This window comes from Veillonella sp. 3_1_44 (assembly GCF_000163715.1).
In the GTDB taxonomy this organism is placed as follows: domain Bacteria; phylum Bacillota; class Negativicutes; order Veillonellales; family Veillonellaceae; genus Veillonella; species Veillonella parvula_A.
Window position 1 is genome coordinate 236,333 of record NZ_GG770199.1, and the last position, 21,471, is coordinate 257,803.

Genomic DNA, 21,471 nt, shown 5'->3' on the forward strand with positions numbered 1-21,471 from the left:
CTACTTGTTTGCATTAACAGGATCATTTGCTAATGGTTGTTCACCAAGTAATGTAGTTAAGTTATGTAGATTAAATCGATATTGAGCATTACTAAAATCTCGTGTTGCATCATATCGTTGACTTGGAGCATGCATGAGACCAACTAATGTATCGTATAGCAAATCATTAGTAAAGAATTGATGCTCGTGTTTTGCAAGTACCTCAGCAGTCTGTGGATAGGTTGAGCGATATTGTGGAGATAGGTATACCCAGAATGGAATATGTGTCATAACAAAATCAAATGTATCAGGGTTATGCGATTTGTCTAAACTTTCACCGTGATCGGAGAAATACACCATGGCTTGTAAGTTTAATTTGTCTTTGCCATAATTGTAAATTTGTTGTAATAACCAGTCTGTGTATAATTGGCTGTTAGCATATGCTTCTTGACCATCAGGATACGGACCTTGTTTCCACTTGCTAAATTCATGAGGGTAACGGTCATTGTAATAAATATGACTACCCATAATATGTATAACGATAAAGTTGTTTTTGGTAGGATCTACAGTTTCTAATAATGGCAATAGAGCTTCATCATATCGATCTGAGAATGCATAAGATTCATGGGCCCATTTTGTTGTGTCTGCAGTTTTAGCCATTAATGAAATAGCTGTATCATATTCACCGAATACACCTTGATTGCTAAACCAAGAAGTCGTGTATCCCGCTTTTTTAGCAATATCTAAGATATTGGCTGAATCAAGAAATGGTTTATCATCATATTGATTTCGTTCAGATAGTGCACGCTCCAAGGTTGGTACTGTTTGTACGTACGATGAATAGGCATTATCAAAGAAGACAAAGTCTTTATTGTCCGAACGCATATTGCCTTGCCATGGAGTATCGTCATATGGGAAGTTTGGATTATATACTTTCATATAATCTCGAGAACTAGATTCTCCAATGACTAGAATAATAGTACCAGGTGTTTTGTTCACCGCTGTTTCCTTTGTGTCTAAATTAAAGGAATCAAATACTAAGTGGTGATTATCATTATATTGTTGCATTTGTTTTACATAATCGCCTGCAGCAATCCAGTTCGCCACAATACAGGTTTGTGGGAACAAGAAGAATGGTACATATACTAAAAAAGCTACAAGGGATGCGATAAGCATAGCTGAGCGCATAGGGCGTGTAGTATTTAAGTTTACTACTGCTTTCATCCCTAAGTTAGACCAGTACAATAAATAAGTCCATAAGATAAGACCAATACTTATTGCTATAAGACCAGGTATTCCAGCTGCATTCTTTAAAAAACCAAATGCTTCTTCTGGATTGGTCATATATACGGCTAGCAGACTGGCTGGCGTTAAGCAATGCCAAGTAGTCATGTAATAGCCAATTTGTAAGAATGGTATTAAGCTCAAGATCATGGAAATGATAGCCATGATTAAGGATGTTGTTTTATGGAAGCGATTTGTTTGGTTCAGTAAAAACTGAATGCCTGATAATCCCATGAAAATTAATAAGCCAAATAAAAAATCATTAGCAAATTCATAGAAGTATAATGGCTTCACATAGGACCAATGGAATAAAAGAGGAAAGGTAAGTGCCCATAAGATTCCGACTAGGCCATACCCTAAAAAAGGCCTGTGGAAAACGGTACACCCCATAAAATATTGAAATAAAAAGGTACCTACAATTGTTGGTACAGCTAAAATCGTAATATCCTCTACATCAAGCCCTAAGGTTATGGGCTCATAAATTAAAAATAAGATGATATATAAAACAATACCTATAATACCAAAGCGAAAAATTGGATTTCGCCCAATTTGTCTCACACTCGATGACATAATAAATCCTCTCTAAAAGGAATACACAATAACGTATCTTTTTTTAATATAAAATAATTACAATAATAAAGATAGCAGATGAGTGTAAAAAAAACAATTATTTGAAAGTACTACTATAAATGCTTTATAATTATATAGTTAAAAACATTTTTTCTGAGGATTGGGTTTTATGGGAGATTATAACTACAAGTTGGACGTTTTTGAAGGTCCCCTTGATCTGCTCTTGCATCTCATTGAAAAACATAAAATAGAAATTACCGATATTCCTATCGTTGAAATAACGAGTCAATACTTGGCATATCTAGACAATTGGAACCATTTTGATATTCATTATAGTAGTGAATTTCTTGTTATGGCATCTACCTTATTACAGATTAAATCACGCATGTTATTACCTAAGGCTGAACCTGAGCCTGATGAAGCAGAGGATCCACGTGACGAGTTGGTAGCAAAATTAGTAGAATTTAAGAAAATTAAGGATATTACATCTCTATTAATGGAGCGTACCGCTGTATCTGCGAATATATTTAGTCGTCCTGAAGAAACGAGTGTGCTTGGATTAGATAGTGTATATAATTTGGAACTTTCACAGTTATATCAAATTTTTTATCAAACTATAAAACGGGCTAAAGAGTTACCAGAAGAAGAGACAATTCGTGAGGTAAAGGTTGAAAAGGATACGTATAGTTTAGAGGACATGATTATATCCTTGTCTAGTCGTATACATCGTGGCGAATGTCTATATTTTAGGGAGTTATTAGTAGCAATTGAAACGAAAAGTGGTATGGTAACTATCTTTATGGCTGTTTTAGAATTATTAAAACAACAAGTTATGGAAATGCGCTATGAAGATGATGATATTATATTCACTGCTACCTTAGAGAGGGCCGTGTAGAAAGGGGGCCATATGAGCTTACCAACGATGCATTTAGAAGCCGTTTTGTTTTCATCGGCAAAGCCTATATCGATAGATATGTTAGCAGAAGTGTTTGGGCTTTCCACAGAGGCGACACAAAAATATATAGAAGAATTACAACGAGAACTAGAAGAACAGAATCGAGGTATTCGAATACGTATATCTGGAGCTGGTGTTGAATTAGTAAGCGCTGTTGAATGTGCTGATTATGTTGGGCATATTCGTAAAAGAGAAGATAAATTATCTAATGCGGCTATGGAAACATTAGCTGTTATCGCCTATAAGCAGCCTATTACAAAGGCTGAAATCGAAGAGGTGCGCGGTGTAAATAGCGATAAAATTATAAAACAATTATTAACTCGATCTCTTATAGCTGAATTAGGTCATAAGGATACTGTAGGTAGACCGATTCTATATGGCACGACTGATGAATTTTTGAGAAGTGCTGGTGTAGAATCGATAGAAGCCTTACATCAAGAAGTTTCGGAAACAGAAGGATAGCATGGAACGATTACAAAAATATATTGCCAGTTGTGGTATTGCATCACGGCGTAAGGCAGAAGAACTAATTACAGAAGGTAAAGTACAGGTCAATGGTCGCAAGGTAACCGAATTAGGGGTCAAAATTAATCCACAAAAAGATAAGGTTAAGGTTAATGGCCAATTATTGGCTCAAGAGAAACCAGTATATTATTTGTTAAATAAACCAAAGGGTGTCATTACATCTGTGTCTGACCCTCAAGGTCGAGAAACAGTTTTAGATTATATAAAAAATGAAACGAAAAGAATTTACCCTATTGGTCGTCTCGATTTATATACAGAAGGTTTGTTACTGCTTACGAATGATGGAGAGTTGGCACAAAATCTAACACATCCATCTAAAGGCATTGAAAAGACTTATGAAGTTCGTATCAAAGGTCGTGTTCGCGATGATGATTTACAAATTATTGCAAATGGTGTAGAGCTTGAAGATGGTATAACTGCACCTGCAACAATTGTAGATTTAGGTTTTGATGATCATAATGGTGTACATGAAGTAGAAATTACAATTCATGAAGGTCGTAATCGTCAAGTTCGTCGTATGTTTGAACACTTTGGCTATCGTATTCATAATTTAAAACGTATTGCGTATGCTGGTCTTACTTTAGGTGGTGTGAAACGAGGCGCTTCTCGTCAACTAACAATTCGTGAAGTAAAAGCGCTAAAAGCATTGGGGACAGATAAGGCATGAAGCAAATCATAGTCATTGGCGGTGGTGCGGCAGGTCTAATGGCAGCTGTTATAGCAGGCCGTGAAGGAGCACGCGTCATCTTATTGGAAAAAATGAATATGGTTGGCAAGAAAATGGGCATTACCGGTAAAGGTCGCTGTAATATTACGAATAGTGCAGATATGACCGAATTTATAAAAAATACGCCTGGTAATGGTAAGTTCTTGTACGGTGCCTATGAACGCTTTAGTAATGAAGATCTTCTGGACCTTTTGCATAGTTGGGGGTTAAAAACTAAAGTAGAACGTGGGGGACGAGTGTTTCCTGAATCCGATTCTGCATTAGAAGTTCGCAATATCTTTATGAAAATCCTAAAAAAGTATAATGTTCAAGTTCATTTAAATGAACCTGTTACATCGATTACTGTACAGGAAAATCGTGTAGTTGGTGTTACAACGGATAAGGAACAATATGCTTGTGATGCTGCTATTATTTGTACTGGTGGTGCATCTTATCCATTGACAGGCTCTACTGGTGATGGTTACGTTTTAGCCGAAAAAGTGGGACATACTATTACTGATATTCGTCCATCCTTGGTTCCTATCGTTACAAACGAAACGTGGGTAAAGGAAATTATGGGGCTTAGTCTTCGTAATGTTGAGGTTTCCGTAATTTCTAAAAGTAAGGTACAAGCAAAACAATTTGGGGAAATGATGTTTACTCATTTTGGTCTTACGGGGCCTACAATTTTATCATTAAGTCACACGGTAGGTAAGTTGCTTCGTAAGAAAAATCCTCAAATTACCATTGAAATTAATCTTAAACCTGCTTTAACTGCAGAAGTATTGGATAAGCGCTTGCAAAAGGATTTTGATTTATATTCTAAAAAACAATTGTCTAATGGGATGAAGGATTTACTACCTGTAAATCTTATTCCCATTGTTATAAAGCTTGCTGAGTTAAATCCGGCTAAACCAATTAATCAAATTACAAAGGAAGAGCGTTTGCGCTTATGCCATGTATTGCAACATATGACAGTAACTGTTAAAGAATTACGACCTGTAGCGGAAGCTATTGTTACAGCAGGTGGTATTTCATTAAAAGAATTTAATCCTAAAACTATGGAGTCTAAATTGATTAGTGGTTTATATGGTGCTGGTGAAGTACTAGACATAGATGCTTTTACAGGAGGCTATAATTTACAAGCTGCCTTTTCCACAGGCTATGTGGCGGCCATGCATGCCGTACACGGTGATGAAGAATAGAGGTTATTATGAACACTAAAAAAATTGCCATTGCTATTGATGGTCCTGCTGGGGCTGGTAAAAGTAGCATTTCTAAAGTAGTGGCCAATGAGTTAGAGTATTTATATATCGATACAGGTTCCATGTATCGCGGTGTTACATGGGCAGTTCTTGATAGTCAAATTGATGTTAAGGATCAAGCTGCTGTAGAAGCTTTATTACCTTCTTTAAATTTGACTTTAGAGCCTACTGCAACAGCATGCAAGGTCTATATTAAAGGAAAAGATGTTACATCATTAATTCGCCAGCAGCAAATTAATGATAATGTATCGACTATAGCTTCTTATAAAGGGGTTCGACAATATTTGGTAGAACGCCAACAAGAGATGGCCGCCGTTGGGGGAGTTATATTAGATGGACGTGATATCGGTTCTGTCGTATTACCTAATGCAGAGCTAAAAATTTATTTAACCGCTTCTGTAGATGCGCGTGCAAAACGTAGATGGTTAGAAGTACAAGGTACATCAAACGAGCAAACACTAGACGAAATTAAAAAGAATGTTGTTAGTCGTGATGAAATGGATAAAAATCGTGAAGAGTCTCCACTTGTATGCGTTGAAGATGCAGTAGTTGTAGACTCTAGTAATATGAATTTCGATGAAACTGTGGCATATATATTGAATTTAGTACAGGAGACAATCAATCATGAATAAATTTTCTACCTGGTTATGGCGTACCGCTTTTTGGCTTCGCTATAAGGTAGGGTATGGGTTGAAAGTATATGGTCGCGATAATTTTCCAATGGAAGGGCCTGTTATCGTTGTGCCTAATCATTTAAGTAATAACGATCCCCCTATCTGTGGCTATGCTTTGCCTAGACATGTACACTTTATGGCTAAACAAGAATTATTTGTGAATCCCATTTCACGTTTTTTTTGTACATGGCTTGGTGCATTTCCGTTAAATCGCGGTGCTATTGATAAAGTTGCTATTCGTCATGCCATGGGACTACTTAAAGACAATAAGGTTTTAGGCATATTTGCAGAAGGAAACCGTCAAAAAAGTGGTAAACTTGGTAAATTCCATGATGGTGCAGCATCAATTGCTCTTAGAACAGGTGTTAGCATAGTGCCTGTTGCTATCATTGGCTCTCACAATATGGAACGTAATAAAGTGGCTTGTATTATTGGTAAACCAATCCCAGTTGAAAAAGCTAAAGCAACTCCAGAAGCAATTCAAAAAGTAAATGATAGTGTTAAAAGTGAAATCCAACGAATGATAGATTCTTATCATAATAATTGTATAGAGGAGACTTTATGGAAATAATTTTGGCTGAAAACCATGGTTTTTGCTATGGTGTAAAACGGGCTGTCGAAATGGCAAATGAAGCTGCAAATAGCGATGGTAAAAGCTATACATTAGGACCTATTATTCACAATCCTCAAGTTGTAGGTCGTCTTGAAGATAAAGGGGTAAGCCCTGTTCAAGAAGTGTCTGATATCGCTGAAGGCACAATGATTATTCGCTCTCATGGTGTAGGCCCTGCTATTTATGAAGAGGCAGAAGAAAAAGGATTACATGTTGTGGATGCCACATGTCCACATGTAAAAAAAGCACAGCAAGATGCAAAGTCTGTTATAGATGATGGTATGACTTTGGTGATTTTGGGAGAAAAAAACCATCCTGAGGTCAAAAGCATTAATTTATGGGCAAATAACGAAGGAATAATCATCGAAGATGAAGAATCCGCCCAAAAACTACAAGTTGTGGAAAAAATGGGCGTTGTTGTACAAACAACCTTTTCACAATTCAAATTTAACAGTATAATAGACATATTAGAGAAAAAATCTAAGAATCTTAAGGTTTTCAAAACGATATGCAATGCAACGCAAGAACGACAGAATTCTGCCGTTGATTTAGCACGTAATGTAGATCTTATGATAGTGATAGGCGGTAAGAACAGCGGCAACACAAACCGATTGGCAGAGGTTTGTCGTGACGTTGGATGTACAACGTATCACATTGAAACTTCTACTGAATTACAACTGGAATGGTTTAACCGAGTACAGACGGTAGGAGTAACAGCAGGAGCATCGACTCCCGACTGGATTATTAAGGAGGTCATTGAGACAATGAAAGATTTTGCAGAATTATTAGCAGCCGAAGGTCAAGAAGAATTTAAGAAAGGGAACGTTGTAGAAGGTACAGTAGTTCAAGTCGAAGATGAACGAGCTTATGTATCTTTTGGCTACAAAACTGAAGCCATTTTGAACAGAACTGAAATTTCTTATCCAGCACCAGAATCTGCCAAAGATGTGTTAAAAAATGGTGATGAAATTAAAGCAGTTATCATGAATCACATCAAAGAAGATAATCCTATTTATCTTTCCATGACTCGCTTGGCTAAAGATGAAGATTGGCAATATGTTATCGAAGCACAAGAAAAAGATGAAGCTATCGTATGTAAAGGTATTGATGCTATCCCAGCAGGTTTAGTAGTAACAGTTAAATCTCTTCGTGGTTTCATTCCATTGTCCCAAGGTGATGTTCATTTCGTGAAATCCTTGGACAACTTGGTTGGTACAGAATTTGAAGCTAAAGTACTTGAAATCGATGAAAAGAAAAACCGTTTGGTTCTTTCTCGTCGTGCAGTATTGGAAGTGGAACGTCAAGCTAAATTAGCTGAAGCATTGAAAAATATCAACGTTGGCGAAAACTATAAAGGTATCGTTCGTAAAATTATGCCTTATGGTGCATTCGTAGATATCGGCGGTATTGAAGGTTTACTTCACATTTCCGATATTTCTTGGCAAAAAATCAAAAAAGTGGAAGATGTTCTTTCCGTTGGCCAAGAAATCGAAGTTAAATTACAATCTTTCGACGCTGAAAGCAATAAATTATCCTTGTCCTTAAAAGCTTTATCTAAGAGCCCATGGGACGTTGCTGAAGAAACATTGCATGTTGGCGATGTTATTAAAGGCAAAGTTGTTCGTTTAGTAGCTTACGGTGCATTCGTAGCTGTTAATGACGACATCCAAGGTTTACTTCACATTTCTCAAATTACAAAACAACGTAATGCGAAAGTTGAAGATTACTTGAATCGTGGTCAAGAAGTTGAAGTTAAAATCATTTCTCTTAACAAAGATGAAAAGAAATTGGGTTTGGCTTTGACTGAATTGATGGAATCAAAAGAAACTGCAGAAGACGCTGAATAATTCATTGTCTAATATAAGGCTAGCCAAGGTTTCCTTGGTTAGCCTTTTTGCGTACTTTACTTAGTATATGATAAAATATAGTAATGTATTAGATTAGATAATGAGGTGAAACTATGGCAAAACCATTAGTGGCTGTTGTAGGCCGTCCAAACGTAGGTAAATCTACACTTTTTAATGCCATTGTTAATAAACGTATCTCTATCGTTGAAGATATTCCTGGTGTGACAAGGGACCGTATTTACTTCGATGCAGAGTGGTTAAATCGTGAGTTTACAATGATCGATACTGGTGGTATCGAGTTCATTACTGACAATAGTCATGTTATTCCTAAGATGATGCGACTACAAGCGGAATTAGCAATTGAAGAAGCAGATGTAATTCTATTTGTCGTTGATGGTAAACAAGGTATTGTACCTGCTGATGAAGAGGTCGCAAATATTCTTAGAGCTAGTGGAAAACCTGTTGTACTCGTAGTTAATAAGATTGATAGTGTAAATCAAGAACCGAATATTTATGAATTTTACAATCTTGGTTTGGGGGACCCCATTGGTATTTCCGCTAAAAATCTTATGAATTTAGGTGATCTATTGGATGATACTGTAAAACATTTTCCTCCAGTAGGTACTAATGTAGATGATGAAGATACTATTCATGTTGCTATTATAGGTCGTCCAAATGTGGGTAAATCTTCTTTGACTAACGCATTGTTAGGACAAGATCGTGTAATTGTATCTGATGTAGCAGGTACTACTCGAGACTCTATTGATACGTATTGGACTCATGAGAATCAAAAGTTTGTACTTATTGATACAGCAGGTATGCGTCGTAAGTCTAAAATCGAAGAAGCCGTTGAACGATATAGTATTGTTCGTTCTTTGCGATCAGTAGATCGTGCTGATATTGTAGTCCTTGTACTAGATGCTCAAGATGGTGTTACAGAACAAGATAAAAAAATTGCAGGTTACGCTTACGAAGCTGGCAAGGGTGTAGTGATTGTTGTAAATAAATGGGATCTTGTTGAAAAAGATGACAAAACAACATTGCGTTTTACTGAAGATATTTATGATGAATTAGGTTTCTTGCAGTTTGCACCTATCCTGTTTGCTTCTGCTTTAACTAAGCAACGTATTCATCGTTTAGCTGATATGTTGAAGTTCGTATCTGAACAACAATACCGTCGTGTATCTACAGGGACGTTAAATCAATTATTACAAGATGCACAAACCGTAAATCCTGTGCCGTCTCGCAATGGTAGAATTCCAAAAATCTATTATATGACGCAAGCTAGTGTTAAGCCGCCTACATTCATTTTATTTGTAAATGAACCAGAGCTAATTCACTTCTCTTATATGCGTTTCTTAGAGAATCGATTGCGTGAATCCTTTGGTTTTGAAGGAACACCGATTCGTTTAGTATTACGTGGCAAGAAACGGGATGATGAAGACTAATGGATATTATGATTATTGTATATGCTGTATTATCATATCTTATCGGTTCGATTCCTAGTGGATTAATTATAGGTAAGTTTTTCTTTAATACAGATGTACGGCAATATGGCTCTAAAAATATTGGCGCTACTAATACATATCGTGTTATAGGTCTTAAAGCAGCCTTACCTGTATTTCTATGTGATGCTTTAAAAGGGGCAGTAGGAGTAGTGCTACTCTCACCCTATGGGCCTATGTTTATGATCTTAGGTGGTATTCTTGGAATGATGGGGCATAACTGGTCTGTTTTTCTGGGCTTTAAAGGTGGTCGTGGCGTTGCTACGGGTTTAGGTGTACTTATTGCTCTTTCACCAATAGTAGCATTGATTTGCTTTTTGGTATGGGGTGTTATCGTATACTTCACTAAACTTGTATCTTTAGGCTCTATCATTGCCGCTGCATTAGTACCAGTACTGATGTATTTCACTGGAGAATCCTTCTGGTTTGTTGGCTTTGGCGGATTAGCAGCTTTGTTTGTCATTGTACGTCACTGGGATAATATTAAGCGTCTACTTGCTGGAAATGAGTTAAAAGTAGAGCGCATTAAAAAGGATTAAAGAATGAATGTTGTTGTTATCGGCTCTGGTAGTTGGGGGACGGCCCTTGCTATTAAATCCGTTTTAGCTGGAAATACTACAACTATATATTGTCGTCGTCCAGAATTTGCAGATAAACTTGCAAAAGACTTAGAGAATAAAGACTATTTACCAGGTGTAAAACTTCCAGAAGAATTACAATATAGTTCTGATTTAGAGGCCTGTATTAGTAATGCCGAAGTGGTATTAATGGTTACTCCTTCTGTACATGTACGTACCAGTTTAGAGGCTATTAAACCGTATGCTCATAAAAATCAAGCCTATATTCTATGTTCAAAAGGTGTAGAACGAACCAGTGGCAAACTTTTGACGACTGTGATGAAAGAGGTTCTTGCTACCATAGGGTGTAATTTAGCGGTTTTGTCTGGACCTAATCATGCAGAAGAGGTTGGTCGCAACTTACCTGCTGCATCTGTGCTGAGTACTGAAAGCCTAGAGGTAGCTACAACATTGCAAAAGGCATTATGTAGTCAAAATTTTAGAATTTATGCAAATACTGATATGATTGGTGTTGAACTAGCAGGAGCCACGAAAAACATCATTGCCCTTGCAGCTGGTATTGCAGATGGTTTAGCTTTAGGGGATAATTGTAAGGCTTTACTATTAACACGTGGTCTTCATGAGATGACTCGCTTTGGGGTGGCCTTAGGGGCCCAAAAAGAAACCTATGCTGGTCTTGCTGGTATGGGGGATTTGATTGCTACTTGTATGAGCCCACATGGTCGTAACCGTGCGGCTGGTCAAAAACTAGCCGAGGGTAAGACTATGGATTTTATTGTTAATCATACTAATATGGTTGTAGAAGGATTTTTCGCAACAGAAATTATTTATACAATGGCTTGTAAACATCAAATTGAAATGCCTATAACGAAGGCTTTATATGAGGTTTTATACGAAAAAAAATCTCCATCCATAGCATTAGCTGAGTTGATGGGGCGTGATATTAAAATTGAAGTATCATAAATAAAAGATACTTTTAATTTGGTTATTTATATACTATAATTAATGAGTATAATCTTGTGAGGGTTGTATGCGAATTATTGGCGGAACTGCTAAGGGACATGCTATAAAAGCACCTAAAGGATTAGATACTAGACCTACACTTGATCGTGTTCGTGAAAGTGTATTTAATGTATTAGCAAATAGAGGTATATTTGGTTCTGATATACTAGATATATTTTCTGGCACTGGTGCAGTAGCAATTGAAGCCTTAAGTCGTGGTGCAGCACATGCAGTAGCAGTGGACTTTAAAACGGGAAAACTAATTTTAGAGAATGCTAAACATTGTCGTGTGGATGATCGGTTAGAAATTATTCCGAGGAAACTTTCACAATTAAAAAATTATATAGTAGGGCGACAGTTCGATTATATATTTTCTGACCCGCCATATGAAAATGGATTTATACAAGATACTATAGATTTGGTTGTGAACTATGATTTGTTAAAACCTGAAGGTGTTTTATTATTAGAACATCATAAGGATGAGGTTTTTACCTTACCAGAATCATGGGAATGTATAAAAGAACAGAAATTTGGTTATACGTTGGTTTCCTATTTTGTAAAGACAGCTGAAAGGAGCTAAACCTGTGCGTATAGGTGTATGTCCGGGTAGTTTTGACCCAGTTACTAATGGACATGTTGATATTTTTGAACGGGGCAGCCGATTGGTTGATAAATTAATCATTGCTGTCAGCTCAAATCCGAATAAAAATTCCTTATTTTCTATGGAAGAACGGGTTGAGATGATTCGAAATTCTGTCAAACATATTCCTAATGTTGAAATTGATTGTACAGGTGGCTTACTCAATGAGTATGTTAAATCCAAGAATGCTACTATTATTATTCGAGGATTACGTGCATTGAGCGACTTTGAATATGAATTTCAGCGCGCATTATTTGCAAAATATTTGGATGATGACATTGAAACAGTATTTATTATGACAAATAACAAATACTCTTTTGTCAGCTCCACGGGTATTCGTGAACTAGCTAAATTTGGTGGTAAGCTAGATGGTCTTGTTCCGGATGATGTTAAGGAAAAACTTGAAGAACGCTTTAATACGGTCCATAATAAATAGGGGTGAATTGTATGAAAACAGAAAAATTATTAGAAGATTTAGAGGTTCTTATTGAATCTAGCAGCCGTATTCCTATGACTACAAAACGTATGGTTGAGGAAGACGAAATTATGCGTATTATTGATTCTATTCAGGAATCCTTACCTTTGGAACTTGAAGAATCTCGTCGTATTGTAGCAGATAAAGATAAAGTGTTAGCTGATGCTCAACGTCAGGCTGAAACTTTGATCGATCAAGCTAAAGACTACATTGCTAAATTGACAGCTGAAAGTGAACTTGTAAAACAAGCTCAAGAACAAGCGAATCAAATTATTAATGCAGCAAATCAATCCTCTGATGAGTTGAAAGCTAGTTCTATTCAATATGCTGGTGATGTTCTTAAATATGTTGAAAACAACTTGGAAAAAACATTGGAAAGTTTGCGTCAAAATCGTGAAAGTTTGAAACAAACTGAACAACGTACAGAAGAAAACCAATAGTTTAAACAAAGGCTAGATATCATATTATATCTAGCCTCTTTTTTTATATTTTAAATTCCATAGAAAACTTAAGATAAGTAATATCAATTTTCAGATAAATATGTAAAAAATAATGTGAGCGAAATAATAAACCAAAAATAAAAGCGAAGGGATACCTTCGCTTTTTATCATTCATTATAGTTTTCTGGCTTTTTAGGCTCCACAATCATAGTTTGATGGGTATTAAAAATAACAAATCCCAAAGGAGATCCAGGTGGCTTTTTGATATTTTTAATGTATGTATAATCTACTGGGACCTTACTAGTATCACGAGCTTTACTGAAGTAGGCTGCATATTGAGCTACTTTAGATAGAATCATATCGTCTGGCTCAACATTGAGTCTTAAAATAAGGTGCGAACCTTGGATATCCTGTGTATGGAACCAAATGTCAGTTGGCTTTGCAAATCGGTGTGTTAAATATTCGTTTTGTTGATTGTTACGACCGATGAATATTTCACCTTCATCAATTGTTAAGTGAATGTAGTTAGATTTGCCAAGCTTGTAAGATAGTGGTTTTTTTGATTTTTTTATGATACCTGCATCCATGCATTCTTTGCGTATTTCTTCTAAGCTTTCACGAGTTGTGGCTAAAGAGATGCTGTACAGAATAGATTGTAAGTATGCTAGTTTTGTAGTACTAGCATTGAGTTGGAACTCGCCACTAACCATACGATTTTTTAGTTTTGTATAAAGCTTATAATACCATTGTGCATTTTCCACAATCGTTAAGTTTGGCTTTAAAGGAATCGTTAACATTTCATTTTCTTCAGAGAGCAGATTTTGTAATTCAATAGAAGGCTCATATTGCACTTGAAGGTGTGCATTTATCATTAGAAGATCACCATATAATTTATAGGTTTCCATTTTCTTAGTATCTTCTAATTCATCTTTAATCTTTTGATGGCGACCTTCTTCCTTTTTGATGGCTGCTGTTAAGATTTTTTCTAACTCTTTATCAGCTGTATGAATTGCTTTTGTATTATGAATGGATTCCTCTAAGGCTTCAGAAATAGTGTTGTATTCTTTTAATACCTTATAGTTATGTAATAAAATACTTGCGTAAGCTTTTTTATTGTTATCGTTGACTAAAGTAAACAAACCTTTGCTATTTTCGAGTTTTACCTTGAGGTTGTACAAGGCTTTAGCAAGTGTATCTAGTTGAGAAGTATCTAAATCAGTTATGATTTCCTCACCACTTAATTTGGAAATATATAAAAGTTCATCCAATAAAGGTTTACCAAAACCATTAAAGATAGCTCGAATAGATTGCTGCACAGAGCCATTACCAAAGGAAGTAAGTAGATTTTTTATTTCATTATTATCAAAGTCCATTAAACTTACGCGATTAGCATTAGGTGGTAAATCATACTGTAATTTTGGACTAATAATACGTTCACGGTTCATGAGAGGGGAAACGTGAATTAAGGACTCTAAAATAATACCGTCTTGTACGAAGATACAGTTGGAATATTTGCCCATTAATTCAATATAAATATATGTACTCGTAATAGAACCATCCATTTCTAGTTTATCCGTTTGGATACACATGATACGGTCGCCGTTGATTTGTTCCACCTTTACGATGCGGCTACCTTCAATATGCTTTCGTAAGAACATGCAAAGTGAGCTTGGTTCTTTTGGTAGATCTTGAAGTGGTTGGCTAAGATACATTGCTGGTGTGGCACCTACGGTAATAATTAAGTTTTGGTCTTCGTTAAGTGCTCGAACTTTAAATAATAATGTAGTTTTATCTATTTGATATAGTTTTTGTATTTGACCTGTTTGTAGTCGCTCGTTTAATTCTTTAGCGAGTACAGACATGGTAAGTCCGTCTAAATTCATAGTACTCCTTTCAAATATATTTAGAAGTATAGTTTAGTATACCATAGTGTACATATAATTCTTAGTATTTAAACACGGATTGTGTAATTCGTGGTACAATAATAAAAACTACTAAGGAGGATGATTTATGAAAAGTATGACCGGTTTTGGTTCTGGCACAGCAACCAAAGATGGCATTACCTGTACGGTAGAAATTAAGTCCGTAAACGCTCGCTTCTTGGATCTGTTTATTCGTAGTCCAAAACAAATGAATCCTTTTGAAAGTACTATTCGTGGAATGATACAAGATCGTATTACTCGTGGTAAGGTTGAGGTATCAGTTTCTATTTTAGATACAGGGGAGCGACCTAAAACTTTTACTATTAATAGTGTATTGAGAAAACAAATACAAGAGTTGTTGGTACAAGAAGAATTCTATGATGATTCTAAAAAGGTACCTTTACAAGCTGTAAATTCGATTTCTACCGAATGGGTTCAACAACAAGATACACCAATTGGAGAAGATGTTCTATCAGATATTGTAAAAGAAGCAACGACTCAAGCATTAGATGCTTTAATAGCAATGCGAACTGCGGAAGGTCAACATATCAAGCAGGATTTATTAGATCGTATCGATACACTTGAAATGATCATTACTAAAATTGACACTAATAAATCTGGTGCTGTAGAAGCATATCGCGAACACATAAAAACTAAAATTCAGGAATATTTAGTTTCTTTAGAAGCGAGTATTAGTGAGGATCGTTTTATACAAGAGATTGCTCTATTAGCTGATAAGACGGATATTACGGAAGAGATTGTCCGATTTACCTCTCATGTGGTACAATTAAAAAATACACTTGCAGATACAAACTCAATCGGTCGTAAGGTCGATTTTATTTTGCAAGAAATGAATCGTGAGGTAAATACAATCGGCTCCAAAGCAATGGATTCGATTATTACTGAGCTTGTGGTTCAACTTAAATGTGAGTTAGAGAAAATTAGAGAACAAGTACAGAATGTAGAGTAATAGGAGGTCTATGAATGAGTATTCAATTACTGAATATAGGCTTTGGTAATATGGTATCTGCTAACCGTGTTATGGCTATTATTAGTCCTGAATCCGCCCCTATAAAGCGGATGGTTCAAGATGCTAGAGACAAGGGATTGCTCATTGATGCCACATATGGTCGTAAGACACGTGCTGTATTAGTTATGGATAGTGGTCAAATTGTATTATCTGCAATTCAACCTGAAACCGTAGCACATCGACTTGTGCAACATGATGTGGATGTAGATACAGTGGAATCATAGGAGTGCATATGTCAGACAGAGGATTATTAATCGTTATATCCGGGCCATCTGGCGCAGGTAAGGGTACGATTTGTGCGAATATTCGTAAAGAAATGCCTAATTTAGTTTATTCCGTTTCTATGACAACCCGTGCTCCACGTGTGGGTGAAAAGGAAGGAATTAACTATTTCTTCCGCTCTAAAGAGGAATTTGAGTCTTTACTTAGTGAAGACGCATTCTTAGAATATGCTAAGGTATATGATAATTACTATGGTACTCCAAAACAACATGTAATGGATTTATTAGATGATGGAAAAAGTGTACTATTAGAAATCGATATTCAAGGCGCTATGCAGGTTAAGGAACGTTTTAGCGATGCTGTATTTATTTACATTGTACCGCCTTCACTATCTGAGTTATCTGAACGTTTACATAATCGTGGCACAGATGCTAAAGAAGTCATTGATAAACGATTGTCATTGGCTTGTTCAGAATTGGCCTTAGCTCATCGTTATGACTATATCGTCGTAAATGATGATTTAGCAGAGGCTTCTGAAAAGGTTGCCTCTATCTTGCGAGCTGAGTCTTGTAAGATTAGTCGTAATAAAGAGCAAATTCAATATATTTATAAACAATATCAAGAGTCTAAGGAGAAGTGATAGTATGATGGTAAAACCTCCATTAAAAAAATTGGAAAGCCAAGTAGATAGCAAATATACATTGGTGACTTTAGCGGCTAAACGCGCTCGCGAATTAACAGATGGCGAACCTTGCTTAGCAGAATCTACACATGCGACTGACAAGCCTGTATCTTTGGCATTTTATGAAATTGCTGAAGGTGAAGTGACATATAAACGCACTAAAGAAGGCATTAAATAAAAAATCAATTCCTTGTATCATTGATACAAGGAATTTTTAAAAGGAGAAGAACATGCGCGGAAAACATATCATTGTCGCAGTATCTGCAGGTATTGCAGCGTATAAGGCAATTGAAGTGGTAAGCAGACTTCGTAAAAAAGGGGCTGAAGTAAAGGTTGTAATGACACAAAATGCAACGTATATTGCGTCACCTTTAACATTTGGCGAAATCAGTGGACATCCTGTAGCTCTAGACATGTTTGAACAAGTTCATCAGTGGGATGTAGAACATATTGCACTGGCCACTTGGGCAGATGCATATGTAGTTGTGCCTGCAACAGCAAATGTGATCGGAAAAATTTATGCAGGCATTGCTGATGATATGTTAACTACAACAATTATGGCTACCACAGCACCTAAGTATCTTTGTCCTGCTATGAATACAGAAATGTATAATAATCCTATTACTCAACGCAATTTAGAAGGATTACGTTCTTTGGGGTACCATATTATGGACCCTGCAGAAGGCTGGTTAGCTTGTGGTATTACTGGTGTAGGACGTTTACCGGAGCCCGAAGCAATTGTGGATTGGCTAGAAGCTAAAATGTGCAGCACCAATGAGCTTGAAGGTACTACTATACTTGTTACAGCTGGCGGAACACAGGAGAGTATTGATCCTGTTCGGTATATTGGAAATCGTTCTAGCGGTAAGATGGGATATGCCATTGCAGAACAGGCTGCACACATGGGGGCTAAGGTGATATTAGTAAGTGCTCCCACATCCTTGCCTATACCAAGTGGCGTAGACTTTATTTCTGTAGATTCTGCGGTATCTATGCAGGAGGCTGTTGAAGCTCGTTATAATGATGTTAATGTAGTTATTATGGCTGCCGCTGTTTCTGACTTTAGAGTCCTTCATAAAGCAGAGCAAAAAATAAAAAAAATGGAGTCTATGACCATAGAACTTGTAAAAAATCCAGATATTCTACAAGGGTTGGGCTCTAAAAAAAGTCATCAAATTCTTGTTGGTTTTGCGGCAGAAACAGAACATGTAATCAAGTATGGTCAGGATAAAGTGGCTAAAAAAAATCTAGATATGCTTGTGGCCAATGATGTAAGCAAATCGAATGCAGGTTTTAATGTAGATACGAATGAAGGCTATTTTTTATATCCTGATAAAGAGCCTAAAGAAATGCTTAATATGAAAAAATCTGACCTTGCTCGACATATCCTTAGAGAAGTTATTGACTTAGTAGCAAACAAACATAGCTAACATAAATTAATTCTTGTGTGTGTTCTTTTAAGAAGGGTGTGTTTTTGTTATATGTTTGCTATACAAAAAGCGTATTTAGAGGGCTCCTTAGGAAAGGGAAAATGGAGTAATAATATTATCGCCGGATTGGTCGTAGGGGTTGTGGCTCTGCCTCTAGCAATGGCCTTTGCTATTGCTAGTGGAGTTACACCGCAAGCGGGCATTTATACGGCAATCATTGCAGGTATATTTGTATCCTTGTTTGGTGGCTCCCCTGTTCAGATTGCGGGCCCTACAGGGGCATTTATCGTTCTATTGAGCAGTATCGTTGTCAATTATGGCTTTGAAGGTTTACAAATTGCGACCATGATGGCAGGGATTATTCTGGTTTTAATGAGCGTTGCAAAGTTAGGGACAGTCATTCGGTTTATACCGACACCTGTTATTATGGGTTTTACAGCAGGTATTGGTGTTACGATCTGGGTAGGGCAATGGCCATATTTCTTTGGATTTCCACCGTTGCCTTATATGGCTCATTTCCATGAAAAATTATGGGCTATGATTCAGTCCTTACCATACTCTGACTTACCTACATTGGGGATTGCGCTCTTAAGCTTAAGTCTACTGTTAGTTTTACCTAAAATCCCATATATTAATAAAGTTCCAGCTCCCATTGTAGCTATGATTGTTGCTACGGTTATTCAAGCTATCTACCAATTTCCTACGGTTTTAACCATTGGTAGTGCATTTGGTGGCATACCTCAAGGTTTGCCAGAATTTTCTGTACCAAAATTGAGTTTTGATAAAATCTTATCCTTAATCGGGCCGGCTTTTACAATTGCCATGCTAGGCGCTATTGAATCCTTATTGTCTGCAGTTGTTGCTGATGGTATGAGTGGCACCAAGCATGAATCTAATACTGAATTATTTGGACAAGGATTAGCTAATATATTTGCGCCATTGTTTGGTGGAATTGCATCAACCGGTGCTATTGCGCGAACTGCTACAAATATTCGTCAAGGTGGTAATTCTCCGGTGGCAGGTATTGTTCATGCCATTACATTAGGTGCCATTCTTTTATTTTTAGCCCCATATGCAGTGTATATTCCGTTGGCATCTATGGCAGCCATATTATTTGTAGTAGCCTACAATATGAGTGATGTACCACGTTTTATACGAATGCTTATTCTCGCACCTCGTCCAGATCAAATAATATTATTGCTTACCTTTTTCCTGACTATTTTTACGGATTTAGTAGTAGCTGTAAATGTAGGTGTAGTACTTGCAGTGTTGCAGTTTATGCGCAAAATGGTTAATACAATTGATGTGCATGAAGCAAGTAGTGCCGAATTATCAGCACAGATTAGGCATGAGATTACAATCCATCCAGAAATAATGGTATACACTGTAGAAGGCCCATTATTCTTTGGTGCTATAAGTGCATTTGATAGAGCGTTAAACTCTATACATAAAGATCCTAAATATTTAATCATTCGTTTTGTAAAAGTACCATTTGTAGATTTAACGGGTTTACGTATTTTACGAGGTATTATTGAAGAACTTCAAAAAAGAGGCATAGAAGTTTTGCTTAGTGATGTGAGTTACGATATACGTAGAGAGATGTATAAATCTGATTTCTTGGATATTCTGGGCCGTCATCATATGTATCGTCAGTTTGAAAGTGCCCTTCATAAGGCTGAACATGATTTAGCTTTAAAAGAGGCAAGAGAGGTATAATAATGACTTGCTTTCTCACTGTAAATACACTATAATATTTCTGTAACTCATCAAGAGTAGTGGAGGGATAGGCCCTGTGAAGCTACAGCAACCATTCCAAGCGGAAAAGGTGCTAATTCCTATGACAAATGTCGTTAGATGGGAGGGTCTCTCATGAGTGCATGAGAGACTTTTTTTCGTATTAGGAGGATAAAATGGCTGAAAAACATATGTTTTTTACTTCTGAATCTGTTACTGAAGGCCATCCAGATAAAATAGCTGACCAAATTTCTGATGCTGTTTTGGATGCGATTATTGAAAAGGATCCAACTGCTCGTGTGGCTTGTGAAACTTTAGTTACTACTGGTTTAGTTCATGTAGTAGGTGAAATTTCTACTCACACATATGTAGATATTCCTCGCATCGTACGTGATACAATTCGTGAAATTGGTTATACTCGTGCAAAATTTGGTTTTGATTGTGATACTTGTGGTGTACTTGTATCCATCGATGAACAATCTGCGGATATCGCCATGGGTGTTGATGAAGCACTTGAATCAAAAGATGGCAATGGTGAAGTGCTTGATAAAATCGGTGCTGGTGACCAAGGTATGATGTTTGGCTATGCATCTAATGAAACACCTGAACTCATGCCTTTGCCAATTTCCTTGGCACATCGTTTATCTCGTCGACTTACAGAAGTTCGTAAGGATGGGACCTTAACTTACTTACGTCCAGACGGTAAGACTCAAGTTACTGTAGAATATGTTGATGGTAAACCTAAGCGCATTGATACAATTGTTATTTCTACGCAACATAGCCCTGAAGTTACCCAAGAACAAATTAAAGCCGATTTGAAGCGTTATGTAATTGACGCAGCGTTGCCTGCTGAATTCGTTGATGAAAATACTAAATACTTCATCAATCCAACTGGTCGTTTCGTAATTGGAGGACCTCATGGAGATGCTGGTTTAACTGGCCGTAAAATTATTGTAGATACATACGGTGGTATGGCCCGTCATGGTGGCGGTGCATTTTCTGGTAAGGATCCATCTAAGGTGGACCGTTCTGCAGCATACGCAGCGCGTTATGTAGCTAAAAATGTTGTAGCAGCAGGTCTTGCTGATAAATGTGAAGTGCAAGTTGCTTATGCAATTGGGGTTGCTCATCCTGTATCTATTTTAGTTGATACTTTTGGTACAGGTCGCATAGAGGAAACAAAAATTCAAGAGCTTGTTAAAAAACATTTCGACCTTCGTCCAGCAGGAATCATTGAAATGCTTGATTTGTTAAAGCCTCATTATCGCAAAACTGCAGCGTATGGTCACTTTGGTAGAACTGATGTGGATTTACCTTGGGAACGTACAGATAAAGCACAAATTCTAAAAGAAGAAGCTGGCTTATAATACAAAAGGTCTTGGTAGAATTTCTA

General features: G+C 36.8%; 22 protein-coding genes and 1 riboswitch. Of the genes, 20 read left to right on the plus strand and 2 right to left on the minus strand.

Annotated features, from left to right (window positions below):
• Positions 1 to 1,833: a phosphoethanolamine transferase gene (locus tag HMPREF0873_RS01105; protein WP_004693202.1), complete on the minus strand. Its 1,833-nt coding sequence runs from the start codon at positions 1,831 to 1,833 to the stop codon at positions 1 to 3.
• A 169-nt stretch (positions 1,834 to 2,002) separates the two neighbouring features.
• Between HMPREF0873_RS01105 and HMPREF0873_RS01110 the strand changes: the two genes are divergently transcribed.
• The 13 genes from HMPREF0873_RS01110 to HMPREF0873_RS01170 all read left to right on the plus strand — a co-directional run bounded on the left by HMPREF0873_RS01110 (position 2,003) and on the right by HMPREF0873_RS01170 (position 13,058).
• Complete coding sequence (locus HMPREF0873_RS01110; protein WP_004693204.1) at positions 2,003 to 2,728, plus strand: ScpA family protein; 726 nt, start codon at positions 2,003 to 2,005, stop codon at positions 2,726 to 2,728.
• A gap of 12 nt (positions 2,729 to 2,740) precedes the next feature.
• Positions 2,741 to 3,250, plus strand: coding sequence for an SMC-Scp complex subunit ScpB (scpB, locus tag HMPREF0873_RS01115; protein WP_004693207.1), 510 nt, complete (start codon positions 2,741 to 2,743; stop codon positions 3,248 to 3,250).
• A gap of 1 nt (position 3,251) precedes the next feature.
• The gene (locus HMPREF0873_RS01120) at positions 3,252 to 3,980 is read left to right on the plus strand and encodes a pseudouridine synthase (protein WP_004693208.1); all 729 of its coding nucleotides are present in this window, start codon (positions 3,252 to 3,254) and stop codon (positions 3,978 to 3,980) included.
• The gene (locus tag HMPREF0873_RS01125; RefSeq protein ID WP_008713820.1) at positions 3,977 to 5,224 is read left to right on the plus strand and encodes an NAD(P)/FAD-dependent oxidoreductase; all 1,248 of its coding nucleotides are present in this window, start codon (positions 3,977 to 3,979) and stop codon (positions 5,222 to 5,224) included. The genes HMPREF0873_RS01120 and HMPREF0873_RS01125 overlap by 4 nt, the downstream gene beginning before the upstream one ends.
• Positions 5,225 to 5,232: 8 nt before the next feature.
• Positions 5,233 to 5,916: a (d)CMP kinase gene (gene cmk / locus HMPREF0873_RS01130; protein ID WP_008713822.1), complete on the plus strand. Its 684-nt coding sequence runs from the start codon at positions 5,233 to 5,235 to the stop codon at positions 5,914 to 5,916.
• The gene (locus HMPREF0873_RS01135) at positions 5,909 to 6,529 is read left to right on the plus strand and encodes a 1-acyl-sn-glycerol-3-phosphate acyltransferase (RefSeq protein ID WP_004693215.1); all 621 of its coding nucleotides are present in this window, start codon (positions 5,909 to 5,911) and stop codon (positions 6,527 to 6,529) included. Before cmk ends, HMPREF0873_RS01135 begins: the two co-directional genes overlap by 8 nt.
• Positions 6,520 to 8,418, plus strand: coding sequence for a bifunctional 4-hydroxy-3-methylbut-2-enyl diphosphate reductase/30S ribosomal protein S1 (locus HMPREF0873_RS01140; RefSeq protein WP_008713824.1), 1,899 nt, complete (start codon positions 6,520 to 6,522; stop codon positions 8,416 to 8,418). Before HMPREF0873_RS01135 ends, HMPREF0873_RS01140 begins: the two co-directional genes overlap by 10 nt.
• Before the next feature lie 113 nt (positions 8,419 to 8,531).
• A complete protein-coding gene (gene der, locus HMPREF0873_RS01145; RefSeq protein ID WP_008600817.1) occupies positions 8,532 to 9,866 on the plus strand; it encodes a ribosome biogenesis GTPase Der in 1,335 nt (444 codons plus the stop codon).
• A complete protein-coding gene (gene plsY, locus HMPREF0873_RS01150) occupies positions 9,866 to 10,462 on the plus strand; it encodes a glycerol-3-phosphate 1-O-acyltransferase PlsY (protein WP_008713826.1) in 597 nt (198 codons plus the stop codon). The genes der and plsY overlap by 1 nt, the downstream gene beginning before the upstream one ends.
• Positions 10,463 to 10,465: 3 nt before the next feature.
• Positions 10,466 to 11,464 (plus strand): NAD(P)H-dependent glycerol-3-phosphate dehydrogenase, encoded by a 999-nt coding sequence (locus tag HMPREF0873_RS01155; RefSeq protein WP_004693223.1) that lies wholly within the window; start codon positions 10,466 to 10,468, stop codon positions 11,462 to 11,464.
• 67 nt (positions 11,465 to 11,531) lie between these two features.
• Positions 11,532 to 12,083 carry a 16S rRNA (guanine(966)-N(2))-methyltransferase RsmD gene (gene rsmD, locus HMPREF0873_RS01160; protein WP_008713828.1) on the plus strand — a complete coding sequence of 184 codons (552 nt, stop codon included), beginning with the start codon at positions 11,532 to 11,534 and terminating at the stop codon, positions 12,081 to 12,083.
• Positions 12,084 to 12,087: 4 nt separating this feature from the next.
• Complete coding sequence (gene coaD / locus HMPREF0873_RS01165) at positions 12,088 to 12,579, plus strand: pantetheine-phosphate adenylyltransferase (RefSeq protein ID WP_004693226.1); 492 nt, start codon at positions 12,088 to 12,090, stop codon at positions 12,577 to 12,579.
• An 11-nt stretch (positions 12,580 to 12,590) separates the two neighbouring features.
• Positions 12,591 to 13,058 (plus strand): hypothetical protein, encoded by a 468-nt coding sequence (locus HMPREF0873_RS01170; protein ID WP_004693228.1) that lies wholly within the window; start codon positions 12,591 to 12,593, stop codon positions 13,056 to 13,058.
• A 167-nt stretch (positions 13,059 to 13,225) separates the two neighbouring features.
• Here the strand turns inward: HMPREF0873_RS01170 and HMPREF0873_RS01175 are convergent, their stop codons facing one another.
• Positions 13,226 to 14,941 carry an NFACT family protein gene (locus tag HMPREF0873_RS01175; RefSeq protein WP_008713830.1) on the minus strand — a complete coding sequence of 572 codons (1,716 nt, stop codon included), beginning with the start codon at positions 14,939 to 14,941 and terminating at the stop codon, positions 13,226 to 13,228.
• 127 nt (positions 14,942 to 15,068) lie between these two features.
• On the opposite strand from HMPREF0873_RS01175, the gene HMPREF0873_RS01180 reads away from it, so the two are divergent.
• The 7 genes from HMPREF0873_RS01180 (at position 15,069) to metK (ending at position 21,445) form a co-directional block, all read left to right on the plus strand.
• Positions 15,069 to 15,950 (plus strand): YicC/YloC family endoribonuclease, encoded by an 882-nt coding sequence (locus HMPREF0873_RS01180; protein ID WP_008713833.1) that lies wholly within the window; start codon positions 15,069 to 15,071, stop codon positions 15,948 to 15,950.
• 14 nt (positions 15,951 to 15,964) lie between these two features.
• On the plus strand, positions 15,965 to 16,234 hold the full coding sequence (gene remA, locus HMPREF0873_RS01185; RefSeq protein ID WP_004695657.1) for an extracellular matrix/biofilm regulator RemA: 270 nt from the start codon (positions 15,965 to 15,967) through the stop codon (positions 16,232 to 16,234).
• 8 nt (positions 16,235 to 16,242) lie between these two features.
• On the plus strand, positions 16,243 to 16,872 hold the full coding sequence (gene gmk / locus HMPREF0873_RS01190) for a guanylate kinase (protein ID WP_004695659.1): 630 nt from the start codon (positions 16,243 to 16,245) through the stop codon (positions 16,870 to 16,872).
• 4 nt (positions 16,873 to 16,876) lie between these two features.
• Positions 16,877 to 17,092, plus strand: a complete 216-nt coding sequence (rpoZ, locus tag HMPREF0873_RS01195) for a DNA-directed RNA polymerase subunit omega (RefSeq protein WP_004695660.1) — start codon at positions 16,877 to 16,879, stop codon at positions 17,090 to 17,092.
• A 52-nt stretch (positions 17,093 to 17,144) separates the two neighbouring features.
• Positions 17,145 to 18,344, plus strand: a complete 1,200-nt coding sequence (gene coaBC / locus HMPREF0873_RS01200) for a bifunctional phosphopantothenoylcysteine decarboxylase/phosphopantothenate--cysteine ligase CoaBC (protein WP_008713835.1) — start codon at positions 17,145 to 17,147, stop codon at positions 18,342 to 18,344.
• A 51-nt stretch (positions 18,345 to 18,395) separates the two neighbouring features.
• On the plus strand, positions 18,396 to 20,060 hold the full coding sequence (locus HMPREF0873_RS01205) for a SulP family inorganic anion transporter (RefSeq protein ID WP_038125349.1): 1,665 nt from the start codon (positions 18,396 to 18,398) through the stop codon (positions 20,058 to 20,060).
• 44 nt (positions 20,061 to 20,104) lie between these two features.
• Positions 20,105 to 20,205, plus strand: a riboswitch (SAM riboswitch).
• A 49-nt stretch (positions 20,206 to 20,254) separates the two neighbouring features.
• Positions 20,255 to 21,445, plus strand: coding sequence for a methionine adenosyltransferase (gene metK / locus HMPREF0873_RS01210; RefSeq protein WP_004695665.1), 1,191 nt, complete (start codon positions 20,255 to 20,257; stop codon positions 21,443 to 21,445).
• Positions 21,446 to 21,471 lie beyond the last annotated feature (26 nt).